We start from the raw sequence: 14,385 nt of genomic DNA on the forward strand, positions 1-14,385 counted from the left end.
ATTTGGAGGTGCTGTTATGGAAATTCGACCAATTGACTTTTGTGATGAAGAAACTTATCGTTCTTTTCTAGCGTCTTTTAAAAATGATGATAATCCTTTTGTCTCTCCTGAGACAACGCGCGAAGTTACTGATTTTAAGGCGTTTGTGGAAAATAGCAGAGTTCAAGAAAGAAAAGCAGCTCACCCAGATTATTCGACAGTGACCACTTATTATGCGTTTGTAGATGGTAGCATTGCTGCGCGAATTGCTTGTCGTTGGCAACTTGAAAAAGGAAATCTATCGACTGTTGGTGGACATATCGGCTATCAAACCTCACCAAAATTTAGACGACAAGGTATTATGACAAAACTTCTTAACTTTGCCCTTGAAGAATATGCTAAACGTGGCATCAGTTCGGTACTCATCACAGCACGAGAGGACAATACTGCCAGTCGCAAAACCATTGAAAAAGCTGGTGGCATTTTAGAAAAAGTGATTGATTTAGAAAATGGGCATCGTTTGGCTCGTTATTGGATTAGATTGGAGAAATAGTTTGACAACATTTATTTGGGACTTTGATGGGACTTTGGTTGATTCTTATGAGGCAATCGGCGAGGCTCTGAAGGTTACTTATGCGCATTATGGCTTAACTTTTGATGAAGAATGGGTGATGGATTTTATTATCAAAGAATCTGTAAAAGCTCTCTTGTATCAAGTGGCAGCACAGGAGCAGTTGAATTTTGAAGAGTTATCAAGTTTCTTTAAAAAAGAACAAGAAGCGCGTGACCATATGATTAAGCCTATGCCTAACTTAGCTTGTGTGCTTGAGACAACGTGGGAAAAAGGAATTCAGCATTTTGTTTACACGCATAAGGGTATAACGGCAAATAATGTTTTAGAGAGACTAGGTGTTCGAAAATATTTCACAGAAGTAGTGACCTCAGCAAATGGCTTTGCTCGCAAACCACAGCCAGAAGCGATTGATTATCTTGTGGAAAAATATGGTTTAGACAAAGCAAGTACTTATTATGTCGGCGACCGCCGTATTGATGTGGAAGCAGCTGAAAATGCAGGTGTCAAGTCAATCAATCTTGGTCAGCCAGATTCAAAAAATAATCAGAAGATAGCTAACCTATCAGAACTTACCACACTTTTTAAGGCGTAAAAGAAAAGCTAAGTATTCACATCGACTTTATTTTGCTATATAATAAGAGTTATGGTTAAATCATATTCAAAAACAGCAAATCACAATATGCGACGCCCCGTTGTTAAAGAGGGAATTTTGCGTTACATGCGAACACGTCAAAAACAAAACGATGGCTTTTTAGCTGAATTAGAAGCTTTTGCGCATCAAGAAAATATTCCAATTATTCAGCACGAAGTTGTGGCTTATTTCCGATTTTTAATGCAAACAATGCAACCTAAGAATATTTTGGAAATCGGTACAGCAATTGGATTTTCAGCATTATTGATGGCAGAAAATGCACCAGAAGCTAAAATTACTACTCTAGACCGCAACCCAGAAATGATTGCTTTTGCGAAAGAAAATTTTGCAAAATACGATACACGTAATCAGATTACTTTGGTTGAAGGGGACGCGGTTGACACATTGTCAACACTTGAAGATGAGTACGATTTTGTTTTCATGGATTCAGCAAAATCAAAATATATCGTTTTCTTGCCAGAAGTATTAAAACGCTTAAAAGTTGGTGGTGTCGTCGTCTTTGATGATGTCTTCCAAGGTGGAGACATTGTCAAACCTATCGAAGAAGTGCGCCGCGGTCAGCGAACAATTTATCGTGGTCTTCAACATCTTTTTGATTCAACATTAGACAATCCAAACTTGACAGCAACCTTGTTGCCACTTAGCGATGGTTTGCTAATGCTTCGAAAAAATGCAGAAGACGTAGAACTGTAAAATTAAGCAATATTTAAGTTAATGTGATATACTAATGGGGTTAAAGACAAATTAAGGAGTTAATATCAATGGCCAACAAAGAAAAATCAGGATTTACAAAAATGATCCAAAGCAAGGCTTTTAAAGGTGTTTCTATTGCCGTAGCATCAGCTCTTATCGGTGCAGGCGTTACTTACCTTGCTACAAACAGCAACTCTGAAACAAAAGCTCTAGTTACAATGAAAGGTAACACAATCACTGTATCAGACTTTTACAGTGCTGCAAAAAGTTCAACATCTTCACAACAAACAATGTTGAATTTGATTTTGGCACGTGTATTTGAAGACCAATATGGAAGCAAAGTTTCAGATAAAGAAGTGACTGAAGCTTACAACAAAACTGCTTCATCATATGGTTCATCATTCTCAAGTGCACTTCAAGCTGCTGGTTTGACAACAGATACTTACAAACAACAAATTCGCACTTCAATGTTAGTGGAATATGCTGTTAAAGAAGCTGCCAAAGATAAATTGACAACTAAAAACTACAAAGAAGCTTACAAAGATTACACCCCTGACACAACAGCTACAGTTATTGCTTTGAGCGACGAAGACAAAGCTAACTCAGTTCACGACCAAGCAACTGCAGATGGCGCTGATTTTGATAAAATCGCTAAAGAAAACACAACAGCTAAGAAAACTGAATACACATTTGACTCAGCAGATACAAAACTTCCAACAGATGTTATGGATGCTGCATTCAAACAAGATGAAGGTTCAGTTTCAGATGTTATCAAAGTAATGAATTCTTCAACATATTCATACACTTACTACATCGTTAAGACAACTAAGAAAACAGATAAAAACTCTGATTGGAAGACATACAAAAAACGTTTGAAGAAAGCTATCATGGCTAAATATCAAAACGACACAAACTTCCAAAATCAAGTTATTGCTAAAGCTCTTGATAAAGCTAACGTGAAGATTAAAGATAACAGCTTTGCAAGCATTCTTTCACAATATGCAACAAGCTCATCATCAAGTTCTTCAGCTTCATCATCAAAAGCTTCATCAACTTCTTCTGAAGCAAGCTCATCAAGTTCAACAGAAGAATCATCAACAACTGAATCATCTACAGATTCAGCTGAATAAGCTACTTGACCAGAAGCTTAAAATACAGTACAATTAAAAAGATTGAGAATCGTTTTTAAAAATTCAGATTCAGAAAAGTGGCGGTTGCTGCGAGCCATGGATGAAGTTAAAAATGTGCTACTCATGATTTCTGATTGTAAGTTTGTAACGTGGTTTATAAACGTTGATTTAAGAAAAACAATTTAACAGATAAATGAAGAATGACAGGTTCATTGAAAAGAGGTGGTACCGTGGCTAACGTCACCCTCTATGAGATGAACTTGTCGTTTTTTGTTAAATTGCAGTAGTAAAAATGATGTCAATCTATGGCAAGCGATTATCGCTTAGTAACAAGAAAAGGAAAGATGTAATGAAACAATTAACTAGTGCGCAAGTCCGCCAAATGTGGTTAGACTTTTGGAAATCAAAAGGTCACTCTGTTGAGCCTTCAGCAAACTTGGTTCCTGTAAACGACCCAACTCTTCTTTGGATTAACTCAGGTGTTGCCACACTTAAAAAATATTTCGATGGTTCAGTAGTTCCTGAAAATCCACGTATTACAAATGCTCAAAAAGCTATTCGTACAAACGATATTGAAAACGTTGGTAAGACTGCACGTCACCACACAATGTTTGAAATGTTGGGTAACTTCTCAGTTGGTGATTACTTCCGTGATGAAGCTATCACTTGGGGATTTGAACTTTTGACAAGTCCAGAATGGTTTGATTTCCCTAAAGACAAACTTTACATGACTTACTACCCAGATGATAAAGATACTTACAACCGTTGGATTTCACTTGGTGTTGAACCAAGTCACTTGATTCCAATCGAAGATAACTTCTGGGAAATTGGTGCTGGACCTTCGGGACCAGATACTGAAATCTTCTTTGACCGAGGTGAAGAATTCGACCCAGATCACGTTGGTATTAAACTTCTTGCTGAAGATATCGAAAACGATCGTTATATCGAAATTTGGAACATCGTATTGTCACAATTTAACGCTGACCCAGCTGTTCCACGTTCAGAATACAAAGAACTTCCACACAAAAACATTGATACTGGTGCTGGTTTGGAACGTTTGGTTGCTGTTATGCAAGGGGCTAAAACAAACTTTGAAACTGACCTCTTCATGCCAATCATTCGTGAAATCGAAAAATTATCTGGTAAAACTTATGATCCAGATGGCGACAACATGAGCTTTAAAGTCATCGCTGACCACATCCGTTCACTTTCATTTGCAATCGGTGATGGTGCTCTTCCAGGTAACGAAGGTCGCGGATACGTTCTTCGTCGTTTGCTTCGCCGTGCTGTTATGCATGGTCGTCGCCTTGGTATCAATGAAACATTCTTGTACAAATTGGTTCCAACTGTTGGTAAAATTATGGAATCATACTACCCAGAAGTACTTGAAAAACGTGAATTTATCGAAAAAATTGTCAAACGTGAAGAAGAAACTTTTGCACGTACAATTGATGCTGGTTCAAACATGCTTGACCAATTGTTGGCTGATTTGAAAGCTGCAGGTAAAGACACTGTTGAAGGTAAAGATATCTTCAAATTGTATGATACATACGGATTCCCAGTTGAATTGACTGAAGAATTGGCTGAAGATAAAGGATTCAAGATTGACCACGCTGGCTTTGAAGCTGCCATGAAAGAACAACAAGAACGCGCTCGCGCAAGCGTTGTTAAAGGTGGTTCAATGGGGATGCAAAATGAAACATTGTCAAACATCACTGAAGAATCAGTCTTTAGCTACGAAGAAGAAGTTCTTGACTCTACATTGTCAGTAATCATTGCTGATAACGAACGTACTGAAGCTGTTTCAGAAGGTCAAGCATTGCTTGTCTTTGCTAAAACACCATTCTACGCTGAAATGGGTGGACAAGTGGCTGACCACGGTGTTATCAAAAACGATAAAGGTGACATCGTTGCTCGTGTGACTGATGTTCAAAAAGCACCAAACGGTCAAGCACTTCACACAGTTGAAGTTCTTGCAAGCTTGTCTGTTGGTACAACATATACACTTGAAATTGATAGCAAACGTCGTCACAGTGTTATTAAAAACCACACAGCTACTCACTTGCTTCACGCTGCACTTCACAACGTTATCGGTGAACACGCTACTCAAGCTGGTTCTCTTAACGAAGAAGGCTTCTTGCGTTTTGACTTCACTCACTTTGAAGCTGTAACTGCTGATGAATTGCGTCAAATCGAAGAAGAAGTTAACCAACAAATCTGGAATGCTATCCCAGTTGTTACTGTTGAAACTGATATTGATACAGCTAAATCAATGGGTGCTATGGCATTGTTCGGTGAAAAATATGGTAAAAACGTACGTGTTGTAACAATCGGTGACTATTCAATCGAACTTTGTGGTGGTACACACGTTTCAAATACAGCTGAAATCGGAATCTTCAAGATTGTTAAAGAAGAAGGTATCGGTTCAGGAACTCGTCGTATCCTTGCTGTAACTGGTAAAGAAGCCTTTGAAGCATACCGTCAAGAAGAAGAAGACCTTAAAGCAATCGCTGAAACTCTTAAAGTACCTCAACTTAAAGAAGTTACTAAGAAAGTTGTAAGCTTGCAAGAACAATTGCACAAATTGCAAAAAGAAAATGCTGAGTTGAAGGAAAAAGCAGCAGCAGCTCAAGCTGGTGACGTCTTCAAAGATGTTAAAGAATCAAATGGTCTTCGCTTTATTGCTAGCCAAGTAACTGTTTCTGACGCTGGAGCTCTTCGTACATTTGCTGATAACTGGAAACAAAAAGATTACTCTGATGTTCTTGTATTGGCAGCAGCTATCGGCGAAAAAGTAAATGTCCTTGTTGCAAGCAAATCTAAAGATGTTCATGCTGGTAACTTGATTAAAGCTTTGGCACCAATCGTATCAGGTCGTGGTGGTGGTAAACCAGACATGGCTATGGCCGGTGGTTCAGACGCTGCTAAAATCGCTGACCTTCTTGCAGCAGTAGCAGAAAATCTATAAGATGACATCAAAAAATATCTTTCTAAAACTTGCAATTGCCCTAATCAGTGCAACTATAGTCATTCTAACTTGCGTACTTATTTTAAATAGCATTCAAGGAAGAGTAAATTGGGTACTTATTGTCATTCTCTTTGCAGAAGCAAGCCTACTCAGTAGCCTGATTAAAACCTTGCAAGAAAGAAAATAATGAAAGCTCACCAAACGGTGGGCTTTTTGTTATAGTTTTATAATCTTGTGGTAGAATATTAGTATATTTTCAGGAATTTGGGAAATGGAGATTTAGGAATGAAAAAACTATTTTCACCGGCTTGTGGAACAATTTTAGGTTTATTTTTGGTGATGATAATATTTCCAGCAGCACGAGAGACGTTTGTACTAGGTTATCTCGGTATTATGCTGGCGGTTGGCACTCACGAGTTTGGTCATTTTTTAGCTGGTTATGTTAACGGTATAAAGCCATTGTACCTTATTGTTGGTTTTATCAAGTTTAATTTTGAAAATGGTTTTCATATTCAGTTTAATAATGATTGGATGTACTATGGTGGTATTTATCGTTATAAGATAGCAAATTATCTAGGCAAGGCAGTGCTAAGCTTGCTGGTTGGAGGTCCTTTAATCAGCTTATTTGGTTCATTTGCCTTGCTTTTTAAAATTGATTTTTTCACAATATTTGGTTATTCTAGTTTATTGTTGTTTGTAGCAACAGTAATTCCAGTGAATTTTTTTGGCTTATGCAGTGATGGTTTTAAAATATATAAATTGTTAGTGAAAGATGAATTATTTCTTTTATGGCAAAAGATGTCCAATCAATTGTTACAAGATTATAATGAAATGACTTTTGAGGATGTTTCACGAATTTGTGATACTATAGAATGTCAAGTAGTTCCTAGCTATATGATAAATACTTGTTTGCTATATTTGATTTATGCCTGTGTTATTGAAGGAGAAATACGAAAAGTTAGAAATAGTTATCAAAAATTAACTAGGATGATACCAATTGATAGTTTTAATAAAAATTACTACTATAGTCTATTGATTACTTTAGAAGTAGTATTGTATAAAAGGATGTCTAGCGACTTATTTGCTAAAGTTAATTTGAAAAAATTGGATAAAATTAGTCAAAAACGTTTAGAGTATTTATCCTGCCTTTATTTGAAAAATGGACAGCATGTGGTAGCAAGTAGGTCTGCTTTTCAAAATGTTTTATCATCATATGGCGATAAAACGTCACTTTTAGTTCAAGCCGAAAAACAATTTTTAGTATAAAGCATGCAAAGCTCACCAAACGGTGGGCTTTTTGTTATAGTTTTTAACTATTGACTTTATTTAAAATAACTATTTTACGGGGAAAGTTCAGGCTGCTATAATAGAAAATAAGATTTCAGAAAATTTTCACAGTTTAGAGATAGAATGGAGAAAATGATGAAAAATTCACTTATTCAGATGTCAATTCGCGAAGCGGAGCCAGATAAAAATGCAAGGAAAGTTCTTGCTTTGTTAGAAAAAGCGATGCTTGATAAACCTGATGTAATTGTATTGCCTGAGATGTGGAACACTGGCTATGCTTTGGAGCAAATGGCTGAGCTTTCTGATAAGGATGGTCAGCAAACGAAAGATTTGTTAGGAAAGTTTGCCAAAGAAAATCAGGTTAATATTGTAGCTGGTTCGGTCGCGACAGCAAAGAAAAATCAATTTTTTAATACTACTTATGTTTTTAATCGAGCTGGTCAGGTGATTGCAGATTATGATAAAGTTCATCTTTTTGGCTTGATGGGAGAAGATCGTTTTTTGCAGGGTGGGCATCGTGAAAGTACTTTTGAGCTTGATGGTGTCAAGGCAGCTAGTGCCATTTGCTATGATATTCGATTTCCAGAATGGGTGAGAACCTTGATGGCGACTGGGGGTAAGGTTTTATTTGTCGTAGCTGAGTGGCCAAAAAAACGTGTGCCACAGTGGGAGATTTTGCTGCGTGCGCGTGCAGTTGAAAATCAAGCTTTTGTAGTGGCTGTCAACCGTGTTGGTCAAGGAGTGTTGGACGATTTTTCTGGGCATTCATTGGTTATTGACCCGCTAGGAAATGTTATTTTGCAAGCGCCAGATAATCAAGAAGGTGTTTTTTCGGTAGATATTGACTTATCAGAGGTTGAAAAAGTTCGTGGGCATATTCCTGTTTTTGCTGACCGAAAGCCAGAGTTGTATCATTAAGGGGGAGTTAGGATGTTTTCACAATCAGATATTTTACAAACATTACCAAAACAATTTTTTGCAAATCTTGTTGCTAAGGTCAATGCTAAAGTGACACAAGGTTATGATGTGATAAATCTTGGGCAGGGAAATCCTGATCAGCCGACCTACGATTATATCGTTGATGCCTTGATTGAATCTGCTAAAAATCCTGCTTCGCATAAATACTCGCAATTTCGTGGAAATGCTAATTTTAAAGAGGCAGCAAGTCAATTTTATAAGGACAATTATCAAGTAGACCTTGATAGCGAGAAAGAGATTTGTGTCCTTGGTGGTGCAAAGATTGGTCTGGTAGAATTTCCAGTAGCCACCATGAATCCTGGTGATTTGCTTTTGCTGCCTGACCCTGGTTATCCAGATTATTTATCAAGCGTTTCTCTTGGAAAAATTGAGTTTGAAACTTTTCCTTTAAAAGCAGAAAATGATTTTTTGCCTGATTTGTCAGCGATTCCTGAAGATGTGGCGAAGCGCGCAAAATTTATCTATATCAATTACCCTAACAATCCTACCGGAGCAGTGGCAACGGCAGCATTTTATGAAGAATTAGTTGCTTGGGCGAAAAAATTTGACGTTGGTGTGGTCAGTGACTTTGCCTATGGTGCCTTGGGAGCGGATGGTTTTAAAAATCCAAGTTTTCTATCAACGCCAGGTGCAAAAGAAGTTGGCATTGAACTCTATACATTTTCTAAAACTTTTAACATGGCAGGTTGGCGTTTGGCTTTTGCGGCGGGAAATGCGGAGTTGATTGAGGCGCTTAACTTATTACAAGACCACCTTTTTGTCAGCATTTTCCCAGCTATCCAAGACGCTGGCGCAGTAGCTCTTTTAGATGAGCGCGCTAAAGCGGCAATCGCAGAGCTAAATCACAAATATGACGAGCGACGCCACGCTTTTGTCAAAGCTGCTGCTAAAATCGGTTGGCACGCCTTTGAGTCAAAAGGTTCGTTTTATGCTTGGATGCCGGTGCCAGAAGGTTATAACAGTGAAAGCTTCGCTGATTTACTCTTAAATGAAGCTCACGTCGCAGTCGCACCGGGAAAAGGATTTGGGGAACAAGGTGGCAGTTACGTCAGAATTGGACTCTTGGTCGAACCAGAGCGTTTGATTGAGGCGGTCGAGAGAATAGGAAAATTAGGGGTGTTTTAAAAAATACCGAAAGTACGAATGAAAATTCGTACTTTTTTAATAATTTATGCAAAAAATGCTTGACTTATGAATAAATATACTATAAAATTGAATACATATTTATTCAAGAGGTGTATATTATGAGAGTGTCGATTGTTGGTATCACTGGATACAGCGGGCTAGAATTAGTTAAATTATTGAATAATCATAAAAAAGTTACGATTGCTTCGATTCACGCTACTAAGGAAATCGGTCGACGATTGTCAGAGTTATACCCTTACTTAGTTGGTGTGTGTGACTTGGTCATCGAAGAGTTTGACGCAGAGAAAATCATGGCAAAATCAGACTTGGTCTTCTTTGCGACACCAAGTGGTGTAGCTAGCAAATTAGCAGAGCCATTTGTTGAAGCTGATTTTCCTGTGATTGACTTATCAGGTGACCATCGCTTACCAGCCTATCTTTATGAAAAATGGTATAAAAAAACACCAGCTAGTGATAAGATTTTGAATAAATTTACATATTCTTTGGCTGAATTTACGGATGTTAAGGACAAAAAATTCATTTCTAACCCAGGTTGCTATGCGACAGCGACAGAGTTAGCTTTGATTCCTTTACTAAAAGCTGATGTTGTTGAAGAAGATTCTATCATTGTTGATGCTAAAAGTGGTTTGACAGGTGCTGGTAAAGCTCTTTCTGAATCAAGTCATTTCGTTAACGTGCATGATAATTACGTGACTTACAAATTGAATCGTCACCAGCATATTCCAGAAATTGTACAAGAGTTGAAACTTTTCAATGACCAGGTTCATCATATTCAATTTTCAACATCACTTTTGCCAGTTAATCGTGGCATCATGTCAACGGTTTATGTGAAATTGAAAAAGCCCCTAACAGCAGCAAATCTCTTTGCCATTTATGAAGATTCTTACAAGGACACACCGTTTGTTCGTGTGCAGGATGATTTGCCAGAGTTGCACAATGTGATTGGGTCAAATTTTACAGATATCGGTTTTCTATACAACAAGGTGACAAATGTTTTAACGATTGTCTCGGTTATTGATAATTTGATTAAAGGTGCTGCTGGTCAAGCCATCCAAAATCTCAATCTGATGAACGGCTGGGATGAGACAGAAGGATTATTGATTTCACCAAATTATTTGTAATTTAGAAAGGGAATAGCACTTAAAAGATTTAAGTGTTTCAGGTATGAGATATGAAAGTAATTAAAGGAAATGTTGCCAGTCCGCTTGGTTTTTCAGCTGATGGCTTGCATGCAGGATTTAAGAAAAGAAAACTTGATTTTGGTTGGATTGTCTCAGAAGTTCCAGCTAGCGTAGCGGGAGTTTATACGACAAATAAAGTTATTGCAGCGCCATTGATTGTGACGCGTCAGTCAGTCAAAAAAGCACAAAAAATGAAAGCTATCGTTGTCAATTCTGGTGTTGCCAATTCTTGTACAGGTGTGCAAGGGATGGAAGATGCCTACACTATGCAAAAGTGGACAGCTGAAAAGCTTGGCGTCGAACCTGATTTGGTCGGCGTTGCCTCAACTGGTGTCATTGGTGATTTATTACCAATGGATACTTTAAAAACAGGTCTTTCTAAACTTGTGGTTAATGGCAATTCAGATGATTTTTCAAAAGCAATTTTGACAACTGATACCATGGTTAAAACTGTTGCAGTGACAGAAAAATTTGGTCGTGACGAGGTAACCATGGCGGGTGTTGCAAAGGGGTCAGGCATGATTCACCCAAATATGGCGACAATGCTAGCTTTTATCACTTGTGATGCTAATATTTCAAGTGAAACCTTGCAACTTGCGTTAAGTCAGAACGTTGAAACGACTTTCAATCAAATCACGGTTGATGGTGATACTTCAACGAATGATATGGTTCTTGTCATGTCAAATGGTTGCACTTTGAATGAAGAAATTTTGCCAAATACACCTGAATTTGATAAATTCTCAAGCATGCTTAACTATGTCATGCAAGAATTAGCTAAAATGATTGCAAAAGACGGTGAAGGTGCAAGCAAACTTATTGAAGTCAATGTCAAAAATGCTCCAAATGCACTTGATGCGCGTATGATGGCAAAAAGTGTTGTCGGGTCAAGTCTTGTTAAGACAGCGATTTTTGGTGAAGACCCTAATTGGGGACGCATTTTAGCAGCTGTAGGCTATGCAGGTGTCGATGTACCAGTTGATAATATTGATATTTTCCTTGGAGATGTTCCAGTGATGTTGAAATCAAGTCCAGTTGATTTTGAAACAGAAGAAATGCAAGACGTCATGCATGAAGATGAGATTACCATTACAGTTGATTTGCACGCGGGGGAAGCGCAAGGAAAAGCATGGGGCTGCGATTTGTCATATGATTATGTCAAAATCAATGCTCTTTATCGTACGTAAAGGGATAAGATAATGAAAGATACAATTGTGATTAAAATCGGAGGCGTTGCTAGTCAAAACCTCACACAACAGTTTATTAATCAAGTCAAAATTTGGAAAGAATCTGGAAAAAAACTTGTGATTGTGCACGGCGGAGGCTTTGCTATTAATAAACTAATGGAAGACAATCATGTTCCTGTTAAAAAAATCAATGGTCTTCGTGTGACAAATAAATCTGACATGCGATTAGTCAGCTACGCTCTTTTAAACATGGTCGGTCACAATCTGACTAAAAAGTTGAATCAGTCGTCAGTCGATAGTATCCAGCTTTTGTCAGGTTTAAAAAGGGTGGTCAAAGCAGATTTCCTTGATAAAGGAACTTACGGTTACGTTGGTGATGTGGCGCAAATTCAAACACCAGTTTTGGAGCAAATGCTTGATAATAACATGTTGCCAGTTCTTGCATCGCTCGGCTATTCTAAAGATGGTGAGCTTTTAAACATCAACGCAGATTATTTGGCAACAGCGGTCGCTGTCGCTTTAGAGGCTGAAAAGTTAGTCCTAATGACTGATGTTAAAGGCGTTTTGGAAAATGGAGCTGTGCTTGATAGCTTAACATCGACAGAATTTCAAGAGAAAATTGATCAAGGAATTATCACTGGCGGCATGATTCCAAAAATCGAATCAGCAGTGAACACTGTTTTAGCAGGTGTGGGTGAAGTATTGATTGGCGACAATCTTGTAACAGGAACTTCAATCATCTGCTAACGTAAAGGAGCGACGAATGACAAAACTATTTCAAAATTATAAACGTGCAGCTATCGAATTTGTTAAAGCGGAAGGTAATTATCTTTTTGACCAGGACGGCAAAAAATACCTTGATTTTTCATCTGGTATTGGTGTAACTAATCTTGGTTTTCACCCACAAGTCAAAGCAGCTTTGCTTAAGCAGGCTGAGGAGATTTGGCACATGCCAAATTTGTACCACAATTCCTTGCAAGAAGAAGTAGCAGGTAAATTAATCGGGGATAAAGATTATCTTGCTTTCTTTGCAAATAGCGGTGCGGAAGCTAATGAAGCTGCGATTAAGATTGCTCGTAAGGCGACTGGCAAGCAAGAAATTATCACTTTTGTGAATTCTTTTCACGGTCGTACCTTTGGGTCAATGTCTGCGACTGGTCAGGACAAAATTAAAGCTGGTTTTGGTGATGTTGTCCCACATTTTAGCTATGCGACATATAATGATTTGGATAGTGTTAAAGCCTTGGTGACTGCGGATACTGCAGCGGTCATGTTAGAATTGGTTCAAGGGGAGTCAGGAGTTCGCCCAGCAGATAAAACTTTTGTAACAGCCTTGAGCGAATTTTGTCAAAATACAGGGATTTTGCTTATTGTCGATGAAGTCCAAACAGGTATGGGACGTACTGGGAAACTCTTTTCATTTGAACATTATGGCATTGAGCCAGACATTTTTACTTTAGCAAAAGGTCTTGGAAATGGCGTACCAGTTGGTGCAATGATTGCAAAAGAAAAACTTGGTTCAGCTTTTTCTTACGGCAGTCATGGGTCAACCTTTGGTGGCAATAAACTTGTCATGTCAGCAGCCTCAAGCGTACTAGATATTATGCTTACTGACGGTTTCTTGCCCCAAGCTCTTGACAATGGTAATTATTTGCAAACAGAGTTGAAAAAAGCTTTAGCTGGTAATCCAAAAGTAACTGAAGTTCGTGGGCTTGGTTACATGATTGGTATTGAAACAACTGAAAATCTTGTTGACTTGGTTGAGAAGGCGCGTGCCAAAGGTCTTGTTGTTTTAACTGCAGGAACAAATGTTATTCGTCTCTTGCCACCATTGACTTTGACAAAAGAGCAAATCGATCAAGGCGTTGCTATTTTGAAAGACGTTTTTGCCTAAGATAAAAGGACTTCTCTAGCGAGAGGTTCTTTTTCAAGTTGACAAATTGCCTTTAATTGTATAGAATTTTCTAAAAATAGGAGGAGTGACAAAATTGGCTAAAAAAGTTCTTGTTGTTTCAGGGCATCCTGATTTGAAAAATGATTCACTTGCAAATAAAACGATTTTAAAGGAAATTAAAAAGCTTTATCCAGAAGTTGAATTGGATATTTTGAGTAATTTATATCCTGATTATCAGATTAATGTGGCAGCTGAGCAGGAAAAATTACGTCGAGCTGATGTTATTGTTTTTCAGTATCCACTTTACTGGTACATGACACCATCTTTGATGAATAAATGGATTGAAAAAGTTTTTGTGCATGGTTTTTCACACGGTTCAAATGGTAATGCCTTGAAAAATAAAGTTTTGATTGCTTCTTTGACGACTGGCGCAGGAGAAGCAGCTTATAGCGCAGAAACAGGCACAACGATTGACGAGCTTTTGGCACCGATTCGTTTGACAGCAAAATTGACTCAGCTGAATTTTGCAGGCCATGTTGTGACACACGGCGTTTCTTATTCACTTCGAAACGACGCTGAAAAAGCCCAAGAAATGATTGCAAAATCACAAACCCATGCCAAGAAATTGGTTGAAATGATTGAAAGATTGTAGGAAATAAAGACTCGGTTTTATTAACCGGGTCTTTTTTTGACAAAAATTATGTTCTTTTTGACAAATA

Annotated in this window: 13 protein-coding genes; all 13 read left to right on the forward strand. The window is 38.0% G+C overall.

Features of this window, described 5'->3' with window-relative positions; all coding sequences use genetic code 11:
* Window positions 1-16 precede the first annotated feature (16 nt).
* Window positions 17-532 (forward strand): GNAT family N-acetyltransferase, encoded by a 516-nt coding sequence (locus ACN0NP_RS07860; protein ID WP_423217106.1) that lies wholly within the window; start codon window positions 17-19, stop codon window positions 530-532.
* Window position 533: 1 nt separating this feature from the next.
* Entirely contained in the window at window positions 534-1,145 is a 612-nt protein-coding gene (locus tag ACN0NP_RS07865) for an HAD-IA family hydrolase (RefSeq protein ID WP_423217107.1), read from the forward strand.
* Window positions 1,146-1,196: 51 nt separating this feature from the next.
* On the forward strand, window positions 1,197-1,898 hold the full coding sequence (locus tag ACN0NP_RS07870) for an O-methyltransferase (protein WP_004230901.1): 702 nt from the start codon (window positions 1,197-1,199) through the stop codon (window positions 1,896-1,898).
* A gap of 68 nt (window positions 1,899-1,966) precedes the next feature.
* The gene (locus ACN0NP_RS07875) at window positions 1,967-3,028 is read left to right on the forward strand and encodes a peptidyl-prolyl cis-trans isomerase (RefSeq protein ID WP_423217108.1); all 1,062 of its coding nucleotides are present in this window, start codon (window positions 1,967-1,969) and stop codon (window positions 3,026-3,028) included.
* Between the two features lie 349 nt (window positions 3,029-3,377).
* On the forward strand, window positions 3,378-5,996 hold the full coding sequence (gene alaS, locus ACN0NP_RS07880) for an alanine--tRNA ligase (RefSeq protein ID WP_423217109.1): 2,619 nt from the start codon (window positions 3,378-3,380) through the stop codon (window positions 5,994-5,996).
* Between the two features lie 285 nt (window positions 5,997-6,281).
* Window positions 6,282-7,262: a hypothetical protein gene (locus tag ACN0NP_RS07885; RefSeq protein ID WP_423217110.1), complete on the forward strand. Its 981-nt coding sequence runs from the start codon at window positions 6,282-6,284 to the stop codon at window positions 7,260-7,262.
* Window positions 7,263-7,418: 156 nt separating this feature from the next.
* A complete protein-coding gene (locus ACN0NP_RS07890; protein ID WP_423217111.1) occupies window positions 7,419-8,201 on the forward strand; it encodes a carbon-nitrogen family hydrolase in 783 nt (260 codons plus the stop codon).
* A gap of 12 nt (window positions 8,202-8,213) precedes the next feature.
* Window positions 8,214-9,386, forward strand: a complete 1,173-nt coding sequence (locus ACN0NP_RS07895) for a pyridoxal phosphate-dependent aminotransferase (protein ID WP_423217112.1) — start codon at window positions 8,214-8,216, stop codon at window positions 9,384-9,386.
* Between the two features lie 119 nt (window positions 9,387-9,505).
* Window positions 9,506-10,528 carry an N-acetyl-gamma-glutamyl-phosphate reductase gene (argC, locus tag ACN0NP_RS07900; protein WP_423217113.1) on the forward strand — a complete coding sequence of 341 codons (1,023 nt, stop codon included), beginning with the start codon at window positions 9,506-9,508 and terminating at the stop codon, window positions 10,526-10,528.
* A 50-nt stretch (window positions 10,529-10,578) separates the two neighbouring features.
* Complete coding sequence (gene argJ / locus ACN0NP_RS07905) at window positions 10,579-11,772, forward strand: bifunctional ornithine acetyltransferase/N-acetylglutamate synthase (RefSeq protein WP_287180731.1); 1,194 nt, start codon at window positions 10,579-10,581, stop codon at window positions 11,770-11,772.
* Window positions 11,773-11,784: 12 nt separating this feature from the next.
* Complete coding sequence (argB, locus tag ACN0NP_RS07910; RefSeq protein WP_074566218.1) at window positions 11,785-12,519, forward strand: acetylglutamate kinase; 735 nt, start codon at window positions 11,785-11,787, stop codon at window positions 12,517-12,519.
* A 16-nt stretch (window positions 12,520-12,535) separates the two neighbouring features.
* Window positions 12,536-13,666, forward strand: a complete 1,131-nt coding sequence (locus tag ACN0NP_RS07915) for an acetylornithine transaminase (protein ID WP_423217114.1) — start codon at window positions 12,536-12,538, stop codon at window positions 13,664-13,666.
* Window positions 13,667-13,760: 94 nt separating this feature from the next.
* Entirely contained in the window at window positions 13,761-14,318 is a 558-nt protein-coding gene (locus ACN0NP_RS07920; protein ID WP_423217115.1) for an NAD(P)H-dependent oxidoreductase, read from the forward strand.
* Window positions 14,319-14,385: the final 67 nt, after the last annotated feature.

This window comes from Streptococcus equinus (assembly GCF_049393805.1).
In the GTDB taxonomy this organism is placed as follows: domain Bacteria; phylum Bacillota; class Bacilli; order Lactobacillales; family Streptococcaceae; genus Streptococcus; species Streptococcus equinus.

Excerpts from the sequence above, each read along its gene's own strand:
- ACN0NP_RS07860 (WP_423217106.1), top strand. The coding sequence starts at position 17 with ATGGAAATTCGACCAATTGACTTTTGTGATGAAGAAACTTATCGTTCT.
- ACN0NP_RS07870 (WP_004230901.1), top strand. The coding sequence starts at position 1,197 with ATGGTTAAATCATATTCAAAAACAGCAAATCACAATATGCGACGCCCC.
- ACN0NP_RS07875 (WP_423217108.1), top strand. The coding sequence starts at position 1,967 with ATGGCCAACAAAGAAAAATCAGGATTTACAAAAATGATCCAAAGCAAG.
- alaS (WP_423217109.1), top strand. The coding sequence starts at position 3,378 with ATGAAACAATTAACTAGTGCGCAAGTCCGCCAAATGTGGTTAGACTTT.
- ACN0NP_RS07885 (WP_423217110.1), top strand. The coding sequence starts at position 6,282 with ATGAAAAAACTATTTTCACCGGCTTGTGGAACAATTTTAGGTTTATTT.
- ACN0NP_RS07890 (WP_423217111.1), top strand. The coding sequence starts at position 7,419 with ATGAAAAATTCACTTATTCAGATGTCAATTCGCGAAGCGGAGCCAGAT.
- ACN0NP_RS07895 (WP_423217112.1), top strand. The coding sequence starts at position 8,214 with ATGTTTTCACAATCAGATATTTTACAAACATTACCAAAACAATTTTTT.
- argC (WP_423217113.1), top strand. The coding sequence starts at position 9,506 with ATGAGAGTGTCGATTGTTGGTATCACTGGATACAGCGGGCTAGAATTA.
- argJ (WP_287180731.1), top strand. The coding sequence starts at position 10,579 with ATGAAAGTAATTAAAGGAAATGTTGCCAGTCCGCTTGGTTTTTCAGCT.
- argB (WP_074566218.1), top strand. The coding sequence starts at position 11,785 with ATGAAAGATACAATTGTGATTAAAATCGGAGGCGTTGCTAGTCAAAAC.
- ACN0NP_RS07915 (WP_423217114.1), top strand. The coding sequence starts at position 12,536 with ATGACAAAACTATTTCAAAATTATAAACGTGCAGCTATCGAATTTGTT.